15 protein-coding genes are annotated in these 14,366 nt (G+C 63.9%); 8 read left to right on the forward strand and 7 right to left on the reverse strand.

The annotated features are described in order from the left end of the window. Positions 1–53: 53 nt before the first annotated feature. Positions 54–1,808 (forward strand): GAF domain-containing sensor histidine kinase, encoded by a 1,755-nt coding sequence (locus GV792_RS02675; RefSeq protein WP_163821950.1) that lies wholly within the window; start codon positions 54–56, stop codon positions 1,806–1,808. An 80-nt stretch (positions 1,809–1,888) separates the two neighbouring features. On the opposite strand, the gene GV792_RS02680 is transcribed toward GV792_RS02675, so the two are convergent. Next, positions 1,889–2,296 carry a DUF302 domain-containing protein gene (locus tag GV792_RS02680; RefSeq protein WP_163821951.1) on the reverse strand — a complete coding sequence of 136 codons (408 nt, stop codon included), beginning with the start codon at positions 2,294–2,296 and terminating at the stop codon, positions 1,889–1,891. A gap of 20 nt (positions 2,297–2,316) precedes the next feature. Next, on the reverse strand, positions 2,317–2,586 hold the full coding sequence (locus GV792_RS02685) for a metal-sensitive transcriptional regulator (protein WP_163821952.1): 270 nt from the start codon (positions 2,584–2,586) through the stop codon (positions 2,317–2,319). A 350-nt stretch (positions 2,587–2,936) separates the two neighbouring features. On the opposite strand from GV792_RS02685, the gene GV792_RS02695 reads away from it, so the two are divergent. The 4 genes from GV792_RS02695 to GV792_RS02710 all read left to right on the forward strand — a co-directional run bounded on the left by GV792_RS02695 (position 2,937) and on the right by GV792_RS02710 (position 6,856). Further along, on the forward strand, positions 2,937–3,467 hold the full coding sequence (locus tag GV792_RS02695) for a flavodoxin family protein (RefSeq protein ID WP_163821953.1): 531 nt from the start codon (positions 2,937–2,939) through the stop codon (positions 3,465–3,467). A 17-nt stretch (positions 3,468–3,484) separates the two neighbouring features. Then, positions 3,485–4,426, forward strand: a complete 942-nt coding sequence (locus GV792_RS30025; protein ID WP_163821954.1) for a DUF302 domain-containing protein — start codon at positions 3,485–3,487, stop codon at positions 4,424–4,426. Between the two features lie 133 nt (positions 4,427–4,559). Next, positions 4,560–5,318 (forward strand): SDR family NAD(P)-dependent oxidoreductase, encoded by a 759-nt coding sequence (locus tag GV792_RS02705; protein ID WP_163821955.1) that lies wholly within the window; start codon positions 4,560–4,562, stop codon positions 5,316–5,318. Positions 5,319–5,383: 65 nt separating this feature from the next. After that, positions 5,384–6,856: a bifunctional aminoglycoside phosphotransferase/ATP-binding protein gene (locus GV792_RS02710; protein WP_175583857.1), complete on the forward strand. Its 1,473-nt coding sequence runs from the start codon at positions 5,384–5,386 to the stop codon at positions 6,854–6,856. 44 nt (positions 6,857–6,900) lie between these two features. Here the strand turns inward: GV792_RS02710 and GV792_RS02715 are convergent, their stop codons facing one another. After that, positions 6,901–7,107 carry an SHOCT domain-containing protein gene (locus GV792_RS02715; protein WP_256667947.1) on the reverse strand — a complete coding sequence of 69 codons (207 nt, stop codon included), beginning with the start codon at positions 7,105–7,107 and terminating at the stop codon, positions 6,901–6,903. Between GV792_RS02715 and GV792_RS02720 the strand changes: the two genes are divergently transcribed. Further along, positions 7,106–8,434 carry a hypothetical protein gene (locus GV792_RS02720; RefSeq protein ID WP_163821479.1) on the forward strand — a complete coding sequence of 443 codons (1,329 nt, stop codon included), beginning with the start codon at positions 7,106–7,108 and terminating at the stop codon, positions 8,432–8,434. The genes GV792_RS02715 and GV792_RS02720 overlap by 2 nt on opposite strands. A gap of 145 nt (positions 8,435–8,579) precedes the next feature. Here the strand turns inward: GV792_RS02720 and GV792_RS02725 are convergent, their stop codons facing one another. From GV792_RS02725 to GV792_RS02735, 3 genes are all read right to left on the reverse strand, one after another. Further along, the gene (locus tag GV792_RS02725) at positions 8,580–8,777 is read right to left on the reverse strand and encodes a hypothetical protein (RefSeq protein ID WP_163821958.1); all 198 of its coding nucleotides are present in this window, start codon (positions 8,775–8,777) and stop codon (positions 8,580–8,582) included. 159 nt (positions 8,778–8,936) lie between these two features. After that, positions 8,937–9,992: an Acg family FMN-binding oxidoreductase gene (locus GV792_RS02730; protein ID WP_163821959.1), complete on the reverse strand. Its 1,056-nt coding sequence runs from the start codon at positions 9,990–9,992 to the stop codon at positions 8,937–8,939. Between the two features lie 749 nt (positions 9,993–10,741). Then, on the reverse strand, positions 10,742–11,986 hold the full coding sequence (locus tag GV792_RS02735; protein ID WP_163821960.1) for a cytochrome P450: 1,245 nt from the start codon (positions 11,984–11,986) through the stop codon (positions 10,742–10,744). A 519-nt stretch (positions 11,987–12,505) separates the two neighbouring features. On the opposite strand from GV792_RS02735, the gene GV792_RS02740 reads away from it, so the two are divergent. After that, positions 12,506–12,661, forward strand: coding sequence for a hypothetical protein (locus GV792_RS02740; protein ID WP_163821961.1), 156 nt, complete (start codon positions 12,506–12,508; stop codon positions 12,659–12,661). A gap of 812 nt (positions 12,662–13,473) precedes the next feature. Next, entirely contained in the window at positions 13,474–13,680 is a 207-nt protein-coding gene (locus GV792_RS02745) for a hypothetical protein (protein ID WP_163821962.1), read from the forward strand. A 189-nt stretch (positions 13,681–13,869) separates the two neighbouring features. Here the strand turns inward: GV792_RS02745 and GV792_RS29205 are convergent, their stop codons facing one another. Continuing rightward, complete coding sequence (locus GV792_RS29205) at positions 13,870–14,115, reverse strand: multicopper oxidase domain-containing protein (protein WP_309138502.1); 246 nt, start codon at positions 14,113–14,115, stop codon at positions 13,870–13,872. Between the last annotated feature and the right edge of the window lie 251 nt (positions 14,116–14,366).

Here is a 14,366-nt window from a genome sequence, read left to right on the forward strand (position 1 = left end):
CCGGTTCCGAGCATCGACCTGCTCGGGCGGCTTCTGACTGCCAGAATGCTGATATGCACGATCCCTCGTCGGTCTCCGGCCCGAACGGCCGACCCCCGGTGATCGAGACACTGGCCCAAACGCGACTGCGCGAACTCCTCAACGAGGTGCAAGATCGCATCTCCGAGATCATCGGCGTGCGCGACCAGATGGACCGGCTCATCGAGGCCATGCTGGTCATCAACGCAGGCCTGGATCTGGACAACACACTGCGATCGATCGTGCACACCGCCATCGAGCTCGTCGATGCCCGCTACGGCGCACTCGGCGTCCGCGAAGCCGACAAGAGCTCCAAGAAACTGTCCGAATTCGTCTACGAAGGCATCGACGACCGCACCAGAGTCCTGATCGGCGACCTACCGCAGGGCCACGGCGTCCTCGGCCTGCTCTTCGAACAACCCACACCGATCCGGCTCACCGATCTGTCCCAGCATCCCTCGTCGGTCGGATTCCCACCGCACCATCCACCGATGCACACATTCCTCGGCGTCCCCGTTCGGGTTCGTGACGAGATCTTCGGCAACCTGTACCTCACCGAGAAAGCAGGCGGCCAAGAATTCACCGCCGACGACGAGGTCGTCGTCCAAGCCTTGGCAGCCGCCGCAGGCAGCGCGATCGCCAACGCCCGTCTCTACGAGGAGTCCCAAGTCCGCCAGCAGTGGCTCGAAACAACGCAAGAGGTCGCCACAGCGGCACTCGCCGGTAGCGCTCCCCCCGATCTGCTCCAGCTGATCACCGAACGCGCCCTGACATTGACACAATCGGCGTCGGCTTACCTCGCAATGCCCGAGGACCCGGACGCACCGAGCGAGGAGGTCACCGAACTCGTCATCACCGCCGCAGCGGGTGCCGGAGCACAACCCCGCATCGGACGGCGTGTCCCTGTCTCGTGGTCGCCAGCAACTCTCTCCTTCGAACGCACAACCGACGACGCATCAGCGGATGACCTTCAACCCGGATCCAACGGCGACGACGCCTCGGTGGAAACGTCGCAATTACGGGCCGGCCAATCGGTCATCGGGGTGCTGGCCACCGTCCGCGCGAACGGAATGGCAGCGCTCGATTCGACCGGGCAGAAGATGATGACCGCCTTCGCCGACCAAGCCGCCCTCGCACTGCAACTCGCCGATACACAGCGACGGATACGCGATCTCGATGTCGTCTCCGAACGCGACCGCATCGCACGCGACCTGCACGACCACGTCATCCAGCGCCTCTTCGCCGTTGGCCTGTCCCTGCAAGGAACAGTTCAGCGTGCACGCGCACCCGAGGTGAAAACCAGGCTCGCCGACACCATCAACGACATCCAGTCGATCGTGCAAGACATCCGGCACTCGATCTTCGACCTGCACGCGAGTTCGACCGCCGAGACACCCGCCCTACGCAAACGGCTACACGCCCTGGTCGGCGAGATGACCTCAGAATCCGACCTCCGCACCTCCATCAGACTGTCCGGACCCGTATCGGTGCTGAGCCCCACCATGTTCGACCATGTGGAGGCCGTGCTCCGCGAAGCTCTCAGCAACGTCGTCCGGCACGCACGCGCCAGCGCTGTTGCCGTCAAGCTGACGATCGGCGACGACGTCGTCATCGAGGTCATCGACGACGGCATCGGTCTCCCCGACATCATCGAACGCCACAGCGGCCTGGCGAATATGGCGGCACGCACCCAGGAAGCCGGTGGAACATTCGGGGTGGAACCGAACCCTTCCGGTGGCACGATCCTTCGCTGGTCCGTGCCGATGCCTGAGGTACCGCCACGACCGTAGCTCGGTAGAGCGGACCCGTATCCGGTCCCACATGCTCGATGAACTCACCACGCACCGTTACGGATCTGCAGATGATCAACTCAAGGCGAATTGTCCTCGAGGGAGTCGAGTGCGGCCTGAAGCTTGGCGCTTGCTTGGGTGGCGATGGGCTGCAGCGCCGGGTCGTCGGTGACCTCAACCATGACGTCGGGATTCATTGCCTCGACAATGATCGTGGACTCGGAGTGCGGGTCGCGACGCACGACGACGTTACACGGGAGGAGTAGCCCGATCTGGCGGTCGGCGCTGACGGCGCGGTGGGCCAGGGGCGGGTTGCAGGCGCCGAGGATGAGGTAGTCCTCCATATCCTCGCCGAGTTTGGTTTTGAGGGTCGCGCGCATGTCGATCTCGGTGAGAACGCCGAATCCTTGTTGTGACAGCGCGTCTCGTGTGCGGGTGACCGCCTCGTCGAAGGTGGTGTGCAGTCTGGTGGTCAGACCCAGTTTCATCGGTTCGCTCCTTTCGGTTGTCAGGCCAGGGCCAGGAACAGCTTTTCCAGCTCGGCTACGGTCATCAGCTCCGCGGTCTCAGAGGAGTCGCCGGCCAGGCATTCGCGCAGACCGGTAGCGACGATCTTGAATCCGGCGCGATCGAGTGCACGCGAGACTGCCGCCAGCTGGGTGACGACGTCTTTGCAGTCGCGGCCTTGTTCGATCATGGCGATGACGCCAGCCAGCTGACCGTGAGCTCGGCGCAGCCTATTGAGTACTTCGGTGATCGCAGCGTCATCGCCGACCATGTTGCGCCTCCTCAGTTGATCCCTGGTTCCAGCATACCCCTAGGGGTATAGTGGCCATCGCCGAGCGATCCCCTGGCTCATCACCGCGATCGCAGGGTTCGACACCGCTGGCGACCAGCACACGATCACCTCGAGTAGATGAACTCGCGTTTGCTGTGCTCTTCCCCCACGATCCCGGAGCCGATCAGCATGATGGTGGCAAGCCGGGCTACGAGGGCGGCGACCAGGACCACCCGGCGCAGCAACCGACGACGAAGGTCCTTCGGCTCGTGCCGTTCGGCACTGTCGTGCTCTGGCAGGTGGTCATAGCGTCGGGGATGTACCAGGACCCACTTCTCGAGGAGGCCGTCATGCGAGCACGCGTCGTCTATGAATCGATGTACGGCAACACCGCTGACGTCGCCCGGGCGATCGCAGAGGGACTTCGTGAACACGCCACCGTGGAAGTCCTCGACGTCGCTTCTGCCGAGCGGGCATCAACCCTTCCACTCGTGGACCTCCTAGTAGTCGGGGGGCCCACCCACGCCTTCGGTCTGAGTCGGCCCTCGACCCGCGCCGACGCGGCCACCCGATCCGGTGACGCGGTCACGGTCGATATCGGGATACGTGAGTGGCTCGACACCATCGAACCGGTGACGGCAGGCAGTCTCGCGGCAGCCTTCGGTACCAAAGTGGCGAAGCCGCCCTGGTTGCCGGGATCGGCGGCGCGCGGCACAGGCAAGCGGCTTCGCAAGCTGGGCTATCAGCTCGTCGACCATCCCATGGATTTCCTCGTCGACGGAATGACCGGACCACTCACCGAAGGGGAACTGGGCCGAGCACTCCAGTGGGGACAGCGCCTGGCCATCGCCGGAGCCGAACGAACCGCACGGCATCCCTGATCTGGAAGGTCGCCACGATGTCCTACCACGTCACGGTGGCTGAATCCGCACCCGAAACGGTTCTCCAGCTGCACCGCACGATCAGGGCCGACCATGCCGGCGACGACATCGGCAATGGTATGCAGTCGCTCTACGAACTGGCCGCCCACACTGGCATGCATCCGGCCGGGCCACCGTCGACCACCTACCACAGCGATTTCCTGCCCGGCCAGACCACCGAGGTCGATTTCTGCCTGCCTGTTGCTGCGGGCAGCAACGACGGCGTCGAGCAAATGGCTGTCCGGTCAACCGAGTCCGGCATAGTCGCCCGGACCATCCACCACGGCGACTACCACTCCATCACCCACGCCTACCGCGCACTCGACCAGTGGCTGAGAGAGTCGCCATTCCGGCCGGTCGGGCCACCAACAGAGATCTACCTGGTGGCTCCCGAAGAAGCTGTGGCGGCCAAAGATCTCGTGACCGAAATCCGCATTCCTGTCGCGCCCACCGATCTGAGCGCCGAGGTTGCCTCCACAGTCGCTGATACCGCGGCAATCGTGCGCGAGGCGCTGGCCGAACAAGGGTTCGGTGTACTCACCGAGATCGACGTGAGTGCAACGCTGCGGGACAAGATCGGACGTCAGATCGAGGATTACTTCATCCTCGGAGCCTGCAATCCGACGCTGGCCTCCGAGGCGCTAGACGTGGACCGGGCTGTCGGCTTGCTACTGCCCTGCAACGTTGTCGTGCGAGCCACAGATAGCGGCACCGTCGTCGAGGCCGTCGATCCCCGCACGTTGTTGCAACAGTCGCACTCCCCCGCGCTCGCTGCGGTCGCCCGCCAGGCACGAGCCGGATTGGCAGCGGCTATCGCGGCGGTTGGAGTCCGCTCACATTCTCAACGAACACCGTCGGAAGCACAAAGCTCCGGCGACATGAAGAGCCGTGGCGGTTCGCAAGGCCCTGCTGATCAATGACTTTCGGCGATCGCGGTGGTCGCGGTGGTCGCGGTGGTCGCGGTGGTCGCGGTGGTCGCGGTGGTCGCGGTGGTCGCGGTGGTCGCGCGATTCTGAGTTCAACCCATCACAACGAGAAGAAGGAGTCGCCATCATGACGGATACCAACACTCTCGACCTTGCCGGACGCAGTGTCGTCATCACCGGCGGAGCGCGTGGCATCGGCGCGGCGATCGCGCACGCCCTCGTCAAATCCGGTGCCGGCATCGTGGTAGCCGACATCCTCGACAAGGATGGCGAAGCCACCGCGGCCTCGCTCGGCTCCGCGTGCATCTACCGGCGGCTCGACGTCACCGACGAAGACCAATGGCAGCGTGTACTCGATGACGCCGAAGCCACCTTCGGACCGCTCGCGGTGTTGGTCAACAACGCCGGCATCGTCGACTTCGGCAGTGTCGAATCTGAATCGCCTGCCATGTTTCGGCACGTCATCGATGTCAATCTGACCGGAGCCTGGTTGGGAATGCACCTGGCGGCGCCGCGGCTGCGTGCAGCAGGCGACGGTGTAATCGTCAACGTCTCCTCCACCGCCGGACTCATGGGCTACTCCGGCGTCGCCGGCTACGTCGCCAGCAAATGGGGACTTCGCGGAGTCACCAAAGCTGCCGCCATCGAACTCGGAAAGGCCGGAATCCGCGTCTGCTCCGTGCATCCGGGCCCCATCCATACGCCGATGACCGCCGGAATGGATGAGCAGATCGCCGCCAGTCAGCCATTGCCTAGATTCGGCGAGCCCGAAGAGGTCGCAGCCATGGTCGAATTCATCATCACCGAGGCCACGTTCTCGACCGGATCGGAATTCGTCATCGACGGTGGCGCGACGGCAGGCCAGGACCTGATCGAGCAGCTGTGAGCACACAAGACACATCAGCGAATACTGATGCGCAACTCTGTGAAACCCACACCGGAATCGTCATCTTGTGCGGCGACCGCGCATACAAGGTCAAGAAGCCGATCACCACCGACTTCCTGGACTTCAGCACGCCGCACTTGCGTGAGCGTGCCTGCGCTCGCGAGCTCGAGCTCAACCGCCGACTGGCGCCCGATGTGTACTTAGGCGTCGGGCACCTGACCGACCCGGTCGGAGGTCCTGCGGAACCGGTGTTGATCATGCGGCGCATGCCTGCGAAACTGCGGCTTTCGACTCTGTTAACAGAGTTCGGATCCGACACCATCGATCTGGCGGCGCTGACGGATACTCTCGTGCAGTTTCATCAGTCGGCTGGCCGCGGACCCGAGATCGACCGCTGCGGGCGACCTGAATCAGTCCGGAGCCGATGGCTACCGGTGCTGAATACGCTGCGGCTGCAGCCACCAGCTCTCGTCGACTCCGCTGCGCTCGCCAGGGTGCAGACACAAGCCATGCGCTATCTCGACGGCCGGGCACCGTTATTCAACCGCCGCATCGCTGAGGGCCGCATCGTCGACGGCCACGGAGATCTCCTCGCCCAAGATATCTTCGCCCTGCCTGATGGCTTCCGGATCCTCGACTGCTTGGACTTCGACGACAAGCTCCGATACGTCGACTGTATCGACGATATCGCCTTCTTGGCTATGGATCTCGAGTTCCTCGGATACCCTGACCTCGGCGAACGGCTGCTGACCGACTACCTTCACACTACGTCGGACACTGCGCCGAGGTCGCTGCTCGACCACTACATCGCCTATCGCGCCCTCGTCCGCGCGAAGGTCGATGTCATCCGGTTCGCCCAGGGTGAATGCGCCGCCGGCGAACGGGCTCGCTGCCATGTGGCGATAGCCGGCGCCCATTCCGATCGCGCTGCCATCCGGTTGGCGTTGATCGGTGGACTTCCTGGCACCGGCAAGTCGACGGTGGCCCAAGCCCTTTCCGAAGGGACGGGTGCGGTCCTGTTGTCCAGTGATGTGGTGCGACAAGAAATGGCCGCCGCAGGCGAGCTGAGCGGCGCCAGCGGTCTCTATGGACAAGGCCGGTACTCCCCCGCGAGCAAGGGCCGGGTGTATGCCGAGCTACTTTCTAGGGCCAGGTCGCGGTTGGAAGCCGGTGAATCCGTTGTTCTGGATGCCAGCTGGATCGATCCCGAGCAGCGGCGGCACGCGAGTGCGCTGGCAAACGCAACGGCCGCGGAGTTGGTTCAGATCCGGTGTTGTTGCCCCGTTGAGGTGGCTGAGCAGCGTATCCGAAACCGCAGCAGCTCCATGATGTCCGAGGCTACCGTCGAAATTGCTGCTGCGATGGCGTCCGATGACGTGACATGGCCGCAGGCACGCACGGCGCCAACCGACCAATTGCTCGAGGCCACCGTAGCGAAGGTCCTCCACGAATGGCATGCTTCAGCAGAGTCAGACCGGCGCAAAAGGTCCTGTGCAACGGCACTTTCCCGCCGCGCCCGCGCCGGTCCCGACCGGTAGCCGCCAGCTTCTGCGCGGCGATCGAGCAGCACGCGGTGTCGACGTCAGGCGTGTTTCAGGCCGGCGCGCAGGATGGTCAGACGTCGCTGGAATTCCTCGTCGTCGATCTCCCCGCGGGCAAACCGCGCCGCCAGCAGCTGTTCGGGCGACTCGGAACCTCCGTAGGGTGGCTGCGAGCGCGGGGGTGTCGACGCGACAATCCGTAGTGTCGCGATGATCGCCACGGCGACCAGCGCCCATACCAGGATCATGACGAGGATCATCACCGCATATCCCCATCCGGTCATCCCGTGGTCAGGCCAGTACATCATCGTCCTTCTCCTGAGTTTCGGTGGATCAGACATCGACCATCTCGCGTTGCCGGGGTGTGCAGTAGAGGACTACGACATGTCGGGCCCGTCCGTTTGGCCCGGCTCGCCGGGCACATTGGCCGATACCCGAAAGTCCCCACCCAATGATGGCCTTTGGTCCTGTCCAACTCGGGCGCAGCTGAGAAGCATCGACGTTATGGCAGACAATCACGGCTACCGAACCTCCGGGTGGTCGAGTTCGGCGATCCTGAGCGTCCTGCATTTCCCGATCACCTCCAAGTTCGTGCACGGCCTCACCGAACTGCGGTACACCGGGATTCGAACGCGCCGAGACATCGCGCTGCCTGTCGGATATGCCCGCCGAGGAGACGAAGTGGTTGTCCGGGTGAGCCGCCCAGAAGCGAAGACCTGGTGGCGCAATTTCGTCACGCCCGCACCACTGTCACTCTGGATAGATGGGCGGTGGCGCCACGGCACCGCACGAGTCCTCGCTCCCGGCTCGCGCGGCTATACCTATGCTGCGGCAATTCGCCAGAAGCGCCGGCTGCTGCCCTCAGCTGCTCCTACAGATCCACTGTTGCTGATCGACCTCGCATCCAACAGCAAGAAGCCTGAGATCTCCGGCGCACAGCAGGGAAAGCGGTTATGGCGCCGCTGGTTCGCGCTCGTCACTATCGGCGAGGTATTGGGGTTCGCCGCACCGGCCGCGGCCGCTGTAACGATTGGTCAGATCGACAGCACACTAGCTGCCGTCACCATGCTTATGGCAGGCCTTGTCGAAGGCGCAGTACTCGGCTGGTTTCAGGCCCGAGTGTTGCACAGCGCCATCCCCGATCTGGACACACGCCGCTGGATACTGGCAACAGCCCTCGGCGCGCTGACCGCATGGACCGTCGCAATTGCACTGATGGCGTCAAACGGGCTACAGGGCTGGCCAACCGCTGCGGCGATACCAGTGCTCGCATCCGGCGCACTCGTGATCATCTTCTCGCTCGGCGTGCCCCAATGGTTCGTACTTCGTGATCATCTTGCAGAGGCAGACGGCTGGATCGGAGCAAGCGCGGCAGGCTGGATCGCCGGCCTGCTGGCATGCACCATCGTCACCAGCCCGCTCTGGCAGCCTGGACAATCCCGAGCGGTCACCCTCGCGATCGGACTCGTCGGTGCAATGGTCATGGCGGCCGCAATGGCGGCAGTCACCGGGTCCTACCTCGTATGGTTGCTTCGGGCACAACCACACCATCCGTCCCGCATCGCACAACGATGACCGAGTCCTGCGTACCGTGCAGCGAACACGAACACGGCCTGCCTCAGCTTGCATGCGTTGACGTCTGTTCGCCTGGCCGGGCATTCCGACGATTCCCGATCCGATGGCTACGCAGCTGACGTAAGGCGCGCCTCCAACGGCGTGGCTATTCGGTGGTCCCCGCTTGTTCGCCGCCGGGCGGCTCGGCCGTAGTCCGCAGCAGTGTGATGGCCAGGACTGCCAACCACAGCACGAACGCGGCAACGCTGATCCGTTCCAATACCCCAGCCCACGGCGGCGGGAGGTCGTCCGGGATCCGCGGCCCGTAGAAACTCGTCGCGATACCAAAGACGAATGAGATCACCAACGACACGATCGAATAGGTCCGGAACCATTCGCCGAAGGGATGGTTTCGAACCCGCAGCTCCCGGGTCCCGAAGCCCACGCACCGGGGCCGCTCCACGTCGGGCTGGTCCGCAAAAGATCGGCGGGTAGTCCCAAACTCGGTCAACGTCCCGGCCGATTACTGAAGCACCGACAAGATCTCACTGACCGGCCGCCGCGGTGTGGGCGGCGGGGCGAGATCGGTCGGGGCGGCACCGACCCGAATGAGGACCTGTGGCACCCCATGACATACGGTCAGCCCTTCGATCGCCTTACGCGCGCTGACCAGTTCGGTGATATGGGTCAAGGCGCATGTCGCGAATCCTGCTCTTGTACACTCCAACAGGACCGCCGACAGCGCTTCACCCGCATGGAGCCAGTCGGCCATGCTGTTTCCTGACGAGCTCAGCACCACAAGCTTCGCTTCGTCCTCGATGTCGCCGCGGCGCTGGGAGTGGGGGGCCGAAGGGAATTTTCGCGCGACCGGTACGTGAGCAGCCTCGGCATCCGAAGGCAAGGATGTGCGCGGCACCCCTTCTCGGTCCGGCGAATGCCCTGCCCACCAGTGCAGTTCAGCCTGGTAGTCCATGTCATAGCGTCGCTTCGCACTCGCTTCTCGAGAGGCTTGCGCGAGCAGCGGACGAGCGCTGTCATCCAAGAGATCGAGCTCGATCTCGAGCGGACTAGCCAGCATCCGCGCCGACCGCATGACTTCCTCGAACCCGACGGGAGCCGCTAACGGGAGTCGGTCGGTCCGCCTCGTCGCGATCGCTGCGGCGCGGGCCACAACTCCTTTCGGAGGGTCGAGCCACGGCCGGAAAGCGAGTCGACCCAGGAGGTCCGGACGTCCGGTATCAGGAATGCGTTCGAGATCGGTATGCCACCCACCCGCGGTCAGCACAGTCCGGAGGTGGTGCAGCATCGCGCCGCAACTGATCACCAACTGACGCCCGGTCGGATCCGCCGAGGCCAACAGCCGGTCTTTATCGCGGTAGAGACACAGCTGTGCGCCATCGAACTCCCAGTGCCATGGCTGTGTGTTGTGAATCGAGGGAGCGCGACTCGCTCGCTGCAGCGCCACCTGGATCGCCGCCAGATCCGGGACGGAGGATACGGTGTTGGCGTTATTGTCCATCATGGCTTCAGTGTTCTCCCGACCTGACGCGCTGCGTATGGGCGAAAGGTTCCGCATCATGGGCCTATGGTCACCGGGAGTAACCCCGGTGCCCCATCTGCTTCGTTGCTGCCCGTAGCGTTGCATCGTCAACCAGTCAGGGACCTCGACACCTCGATGTCGAGTAGTCGACTCCCCGGAATTCGCGTATCCAATTTCCCGCCGCGCGCGGTTGAATCCACGTCACGCTTGATTTAGCAGGGGCGGCGTCGACGGGATGGACAGAAATCCCCGTGGTCTCTCGCAGTCGGGGGAGTACCAATGTCAACGATGAAAGACCCAGCCGCGCGGCGGCAACCGCCGCGATCGCAGCCGGTGCACATGTGAATTGCTCATCGTGCAGAGCGGTGTTGCGCAGCGCATACAACCAACCGAGGTCGGATTCGAAACCTGCTGCGGCGTCCTCGATCCGGTCGGCGAGTCGGTGCGCGTCTGCCAGCGAACCCCGCCACGTTCGCAGGCGATAGCCGGCTTCGCCTCCCAGGTTGTCGGCAATGACTGCCACAGAATGCGCGGCGCCACGCCCGCGCGGATCCGCAGTGGGAGAAACCGTCAGCGCGTCGACCCAGAGATTCGGATCACGGAGTAGCTCGTCATCGGCGGTCCCCGTCCACTCGGCGATCGTCGCGCGATGTGTCTGGGTCGGCATTGTGCCGAGCCTGTTCGGCCGACCGCGATCCTGCGGCGTCAGTGCTGCTACTGATCCGCTTCGGCGAAGTGGCTGGTTTCGCCATCGCGGTCAGACTGCCACTGCTGGTATTCGAGGCGGGCTAGTACATACCGGCACCCTGGATCGGCGCGCTCGGCGGAAAGGTGACCGGCAGGGAAACCAGCGACCGATGAAACGGGCCCGGTCGCCACCGCAGTTCCTCCCTCGGTATCGACAATGCCAATTCTGGCAGTGCGTCGAGCAGTTGGTCGATGGCATTCTGGACGATCAGCATCGTCATCGATCGCGCTGGGCAGCCATGCGGGCCCGTCCCGAACGCCAGATGTGACCGATTATCGGTGATGTTTCCGGTCCGGACGGCCGGATCGTTATTGCAGGCGGTCATGCTGATCAGCACCGGCTGATGCGCGGGCAACCAGACGTCCTCGATCAGAATCGGTTGGCGCGGATATCTGATGCAGTAGTTCGCCAAGGGCGGGCTATTGAACAGCACCTCGTCGAGAGCATCCCGGGTCGACAAACTCCCGTCGAGCACATTCCCCGCGAACCGACCATCGGTCAGCATCAACAACAGGGTATTGACGATGAGATTCTGCGTCGGCTCGATACCGGCCGCGTACAGCAGCGCCAGATGACACACCATCTCTTCGTCATCGAGGCGCGCCGGATGCTCGACCAGCCAACTGGTGACGTCTTCGGCTGGTCCGGAACGTTTGATCCGGATGAGTTCGGCCAGCGCACCGAGGAGCATCTGATTGCCGTCCGCGGCTCCGACGGTGTCGAATATGGCCGCCATACCGATCGCCGCGCGCTGACCGATGTCGGCGGGGCAGCCGAGGATCGCGTTCAGGGTGGCGAAGGCGACCGGCAGCGCGTACTGGCCGACCACATCGCAATGACCGTCTGCGCAGAAGGTGTCGATCAGCGGTGTCGCGATCTGTTCGACGGTGCCGTGCAGACGATGCAGATCGACCTTGCCGAGTGCACCCGCGGTGGCGGATCGGTAGCGGATATGCTCCAGGCCCCCACTGTGGAGGGGATTGGGATACCACTCCATCATCGGGCGGATCGGGCAGTCGGCGGGAATATTCTGCTCCCAGCCCCGTGGATCGGAGGTGAAGCGATCCGGGTCGTTGAGGATCCGCACCGCGGCGTGGTAGCCGATGACCAACGTCGCGGGAACTCCGGGCGCCAGCTCCACCGGCGCGAGCGAGCCGAACCGGTGGAGCATGTCGCGGTGCGCCCGATGCGGATCCGCCGCGTACTCCTCGGTGTACAGAGCGATACGTGGACCGTCGAAACCCGACGGCGTCGGCGCCGAGCGTGCATTGCTGTCGATACTCAATTCCTACCGATCCTGACGTGTCGCGTGCGGACCATCTGCCACCTGGGGCGATATCACACTATCCAGGTTCCGGCGAGTCACGCATGTGGAAGAGGCCGGTTGAGCCATTGTCCTCAGAGGCAGGGCGCCAGTGCTTATCTGTGACCGTGGTTCTGGCTGAATTCCGAGTGGCATCCGGCAAGCGCCACGTCCCGTGGCGAACCCGACTCACCGACGTGCTCCTCGGCGACCTACGATCGGCTGAATTCCACGTCTTCGACAGCTTCGTTCATCCAAGCACGTCCGTTGTGGATCCCTCCAATTCGTCCTCGATGTCCCAGAATTCGGATGCGACGTCCCTCAGTCCTTGAAGCGTGAACGATCAGGCCACCTTCTCCGGGCGAGGACCCGTGCACTCCACTTCGAGAAAATGACCTGTTCGTCCAGATCGTCGCCGTCGATTCCCAACCGCCGACCGGGCATCGCGTGGCCGTGCACGAGCCCGCCGCGGGAAACCCTTGCTAGCCCAGGTCCACGCCTGTGTTCATTCCTCGAGCAGAGCGCACCCCGGCCGGTATCGCCGCCCGTTGGGATGAACTCAACCGCCTCACCCACCTGCAACGCTATGGGTCGGCGTTCGAGCAAACCGACCGATACCTGCGCGCAATCCCGGACGAAACGACCCCGCATGCGTGAAACTGACTGTGACTACGCCAGTGGCGCCGGAGATTCGCACCTGCGACCGCGCCGCACGAGCGGATCACCTTCCTGGGTCGTCGATGGCCAGCAGTCCGTATCGGCGCAGCGCGTGTGCGTAGTGGCTCACTCCCCCTCCGGACACAACTCGACATTAGCCTGACCTGCATGTTTCCGGTTTTCAGCCGAGTGTCGTGGGAGAAAATTGCAGTTCAGCGCGGTGGGGGTTCACCTCGCCCACGCCGAGATGACCACTACGCACACGGCCAGAGCCGTTACCACCGTGTCCGGCCCTGGCCGCCGCTCGGGCACCTATTCGGACCGCGCTCTCGGGCTGCGGCATTCATTACTATCCGCAACAACGCTTGCGCGGCTGCAGGATTCAACTCAGGTGCCTCGGTTGGCACCGTAACCGTCACCTGGTTGCTGCAACCGTCGTCACTACTCACGCTAGTCATGCGGGCCTCCGTGACCTGTCGTCCGGACTATGCCGGGCCGGCTGACTTGCTCTCACCCGAGTATCGATCGTCGGCTGTCGTGGCGTGACTGCAGCTGTAACCGTTCGTGTTTCGTGATCGTGGGTCAATTTCAAGCCGGGGTGTCGACATACCTCGAGTGCACGGTCGTGCGCGATTCGATGGCGGAAATGTCAGCGGCAGCGAGATCTCGCTGGAGCTATCGGCCGTGGTGAACTGGGCAGGCCATCGTCGCGATCATCCCCATGCGCGTCGGCCTCGGCCTCATCATCGCCCCACTGGCCGACCTGATCCTCGCCGATATCCCGAAGAACGACTCCGGCGCGGCCCTCGGGCATGCTCAACACGACCACCCAGCTCGGCCAGGTCCTCGGCATCAGTTCGCTGGCATTCTTCGGCCGCCTCGACCACGGCACCGCGCTGCCGGACGCGTTCGCCTACTCGCTGCGGTACGTCGCCGCCTTCGTGATCGTCTTCACACTGCCGCTCACCGTGCGAAACCGCCGGTCCGCACCGCAACCGACCGGCGGTGTATCCAGCTGAGCCTCCCTAACACGGTGGCCACCCCGCGGCAACCCGGTGGCCGTGCGAAACGACCCCGAGGTCATCCACGAGGCGACCGCCTTGACGCTGTCTCGAAATTGCCCTGTCGGTGCAGCCGAGCAGCTTCGCGAACGCTCGATGACCAGTGTTCGCTTCTGATGTAGGGCCTTTGCGCAGCGGCTTTGCGATTCAGACGATTTCGAGGTTGGTCATCTCCATGTCCTCGTGTTCGGCGTTGTGGCAGTGGAACAGGTAGCGGTCGCGATAGCTGTCGAAGCGAGTGAGGAGCTCCACCGATTTGCTCGGTCGCAGTGACACGGTGTCTTTGGGGCCGCCGTCGTGCGGCAACGGTTGTTTGTCACCGCGGGGAGACTGTCCGGAAGCCGACCAAGTGCAGGTGGATCGGGTGGTGGACGTCGGCGACCAACGCCAAATTTCTACGTCCCCGTGCCGGACTGTGACATGGTGCGGGCGGGGCGAACTGTTTTCCGCCGATCAGCCAGCCGTGACCGCCATCCATACGACCGGCACGGAATGAGAGGTCGCGCATCCGGTTGGCGTCCGACCGGCGCCAGTTCGGTAGATCGGTCGCAAGGACGCGGGGAATTCGACTGTCGTCCACGGCTTTTCGTGCTATACGGAAGGCTGGTACGTCGCGAGCGCGGCCGGAGCCCAGCCGGTCGGGA

The organism is Nocardia cyriacigeorgica (assembly GCF_010868145.1).
Classification (GTDB): domain Bacteria; phylum Actinomycetota; class Actinomycetes; order Mycobacteriales; family Mycobacteriaceae; genus Nocardia; species Nocardia cyriacigeorgica_D.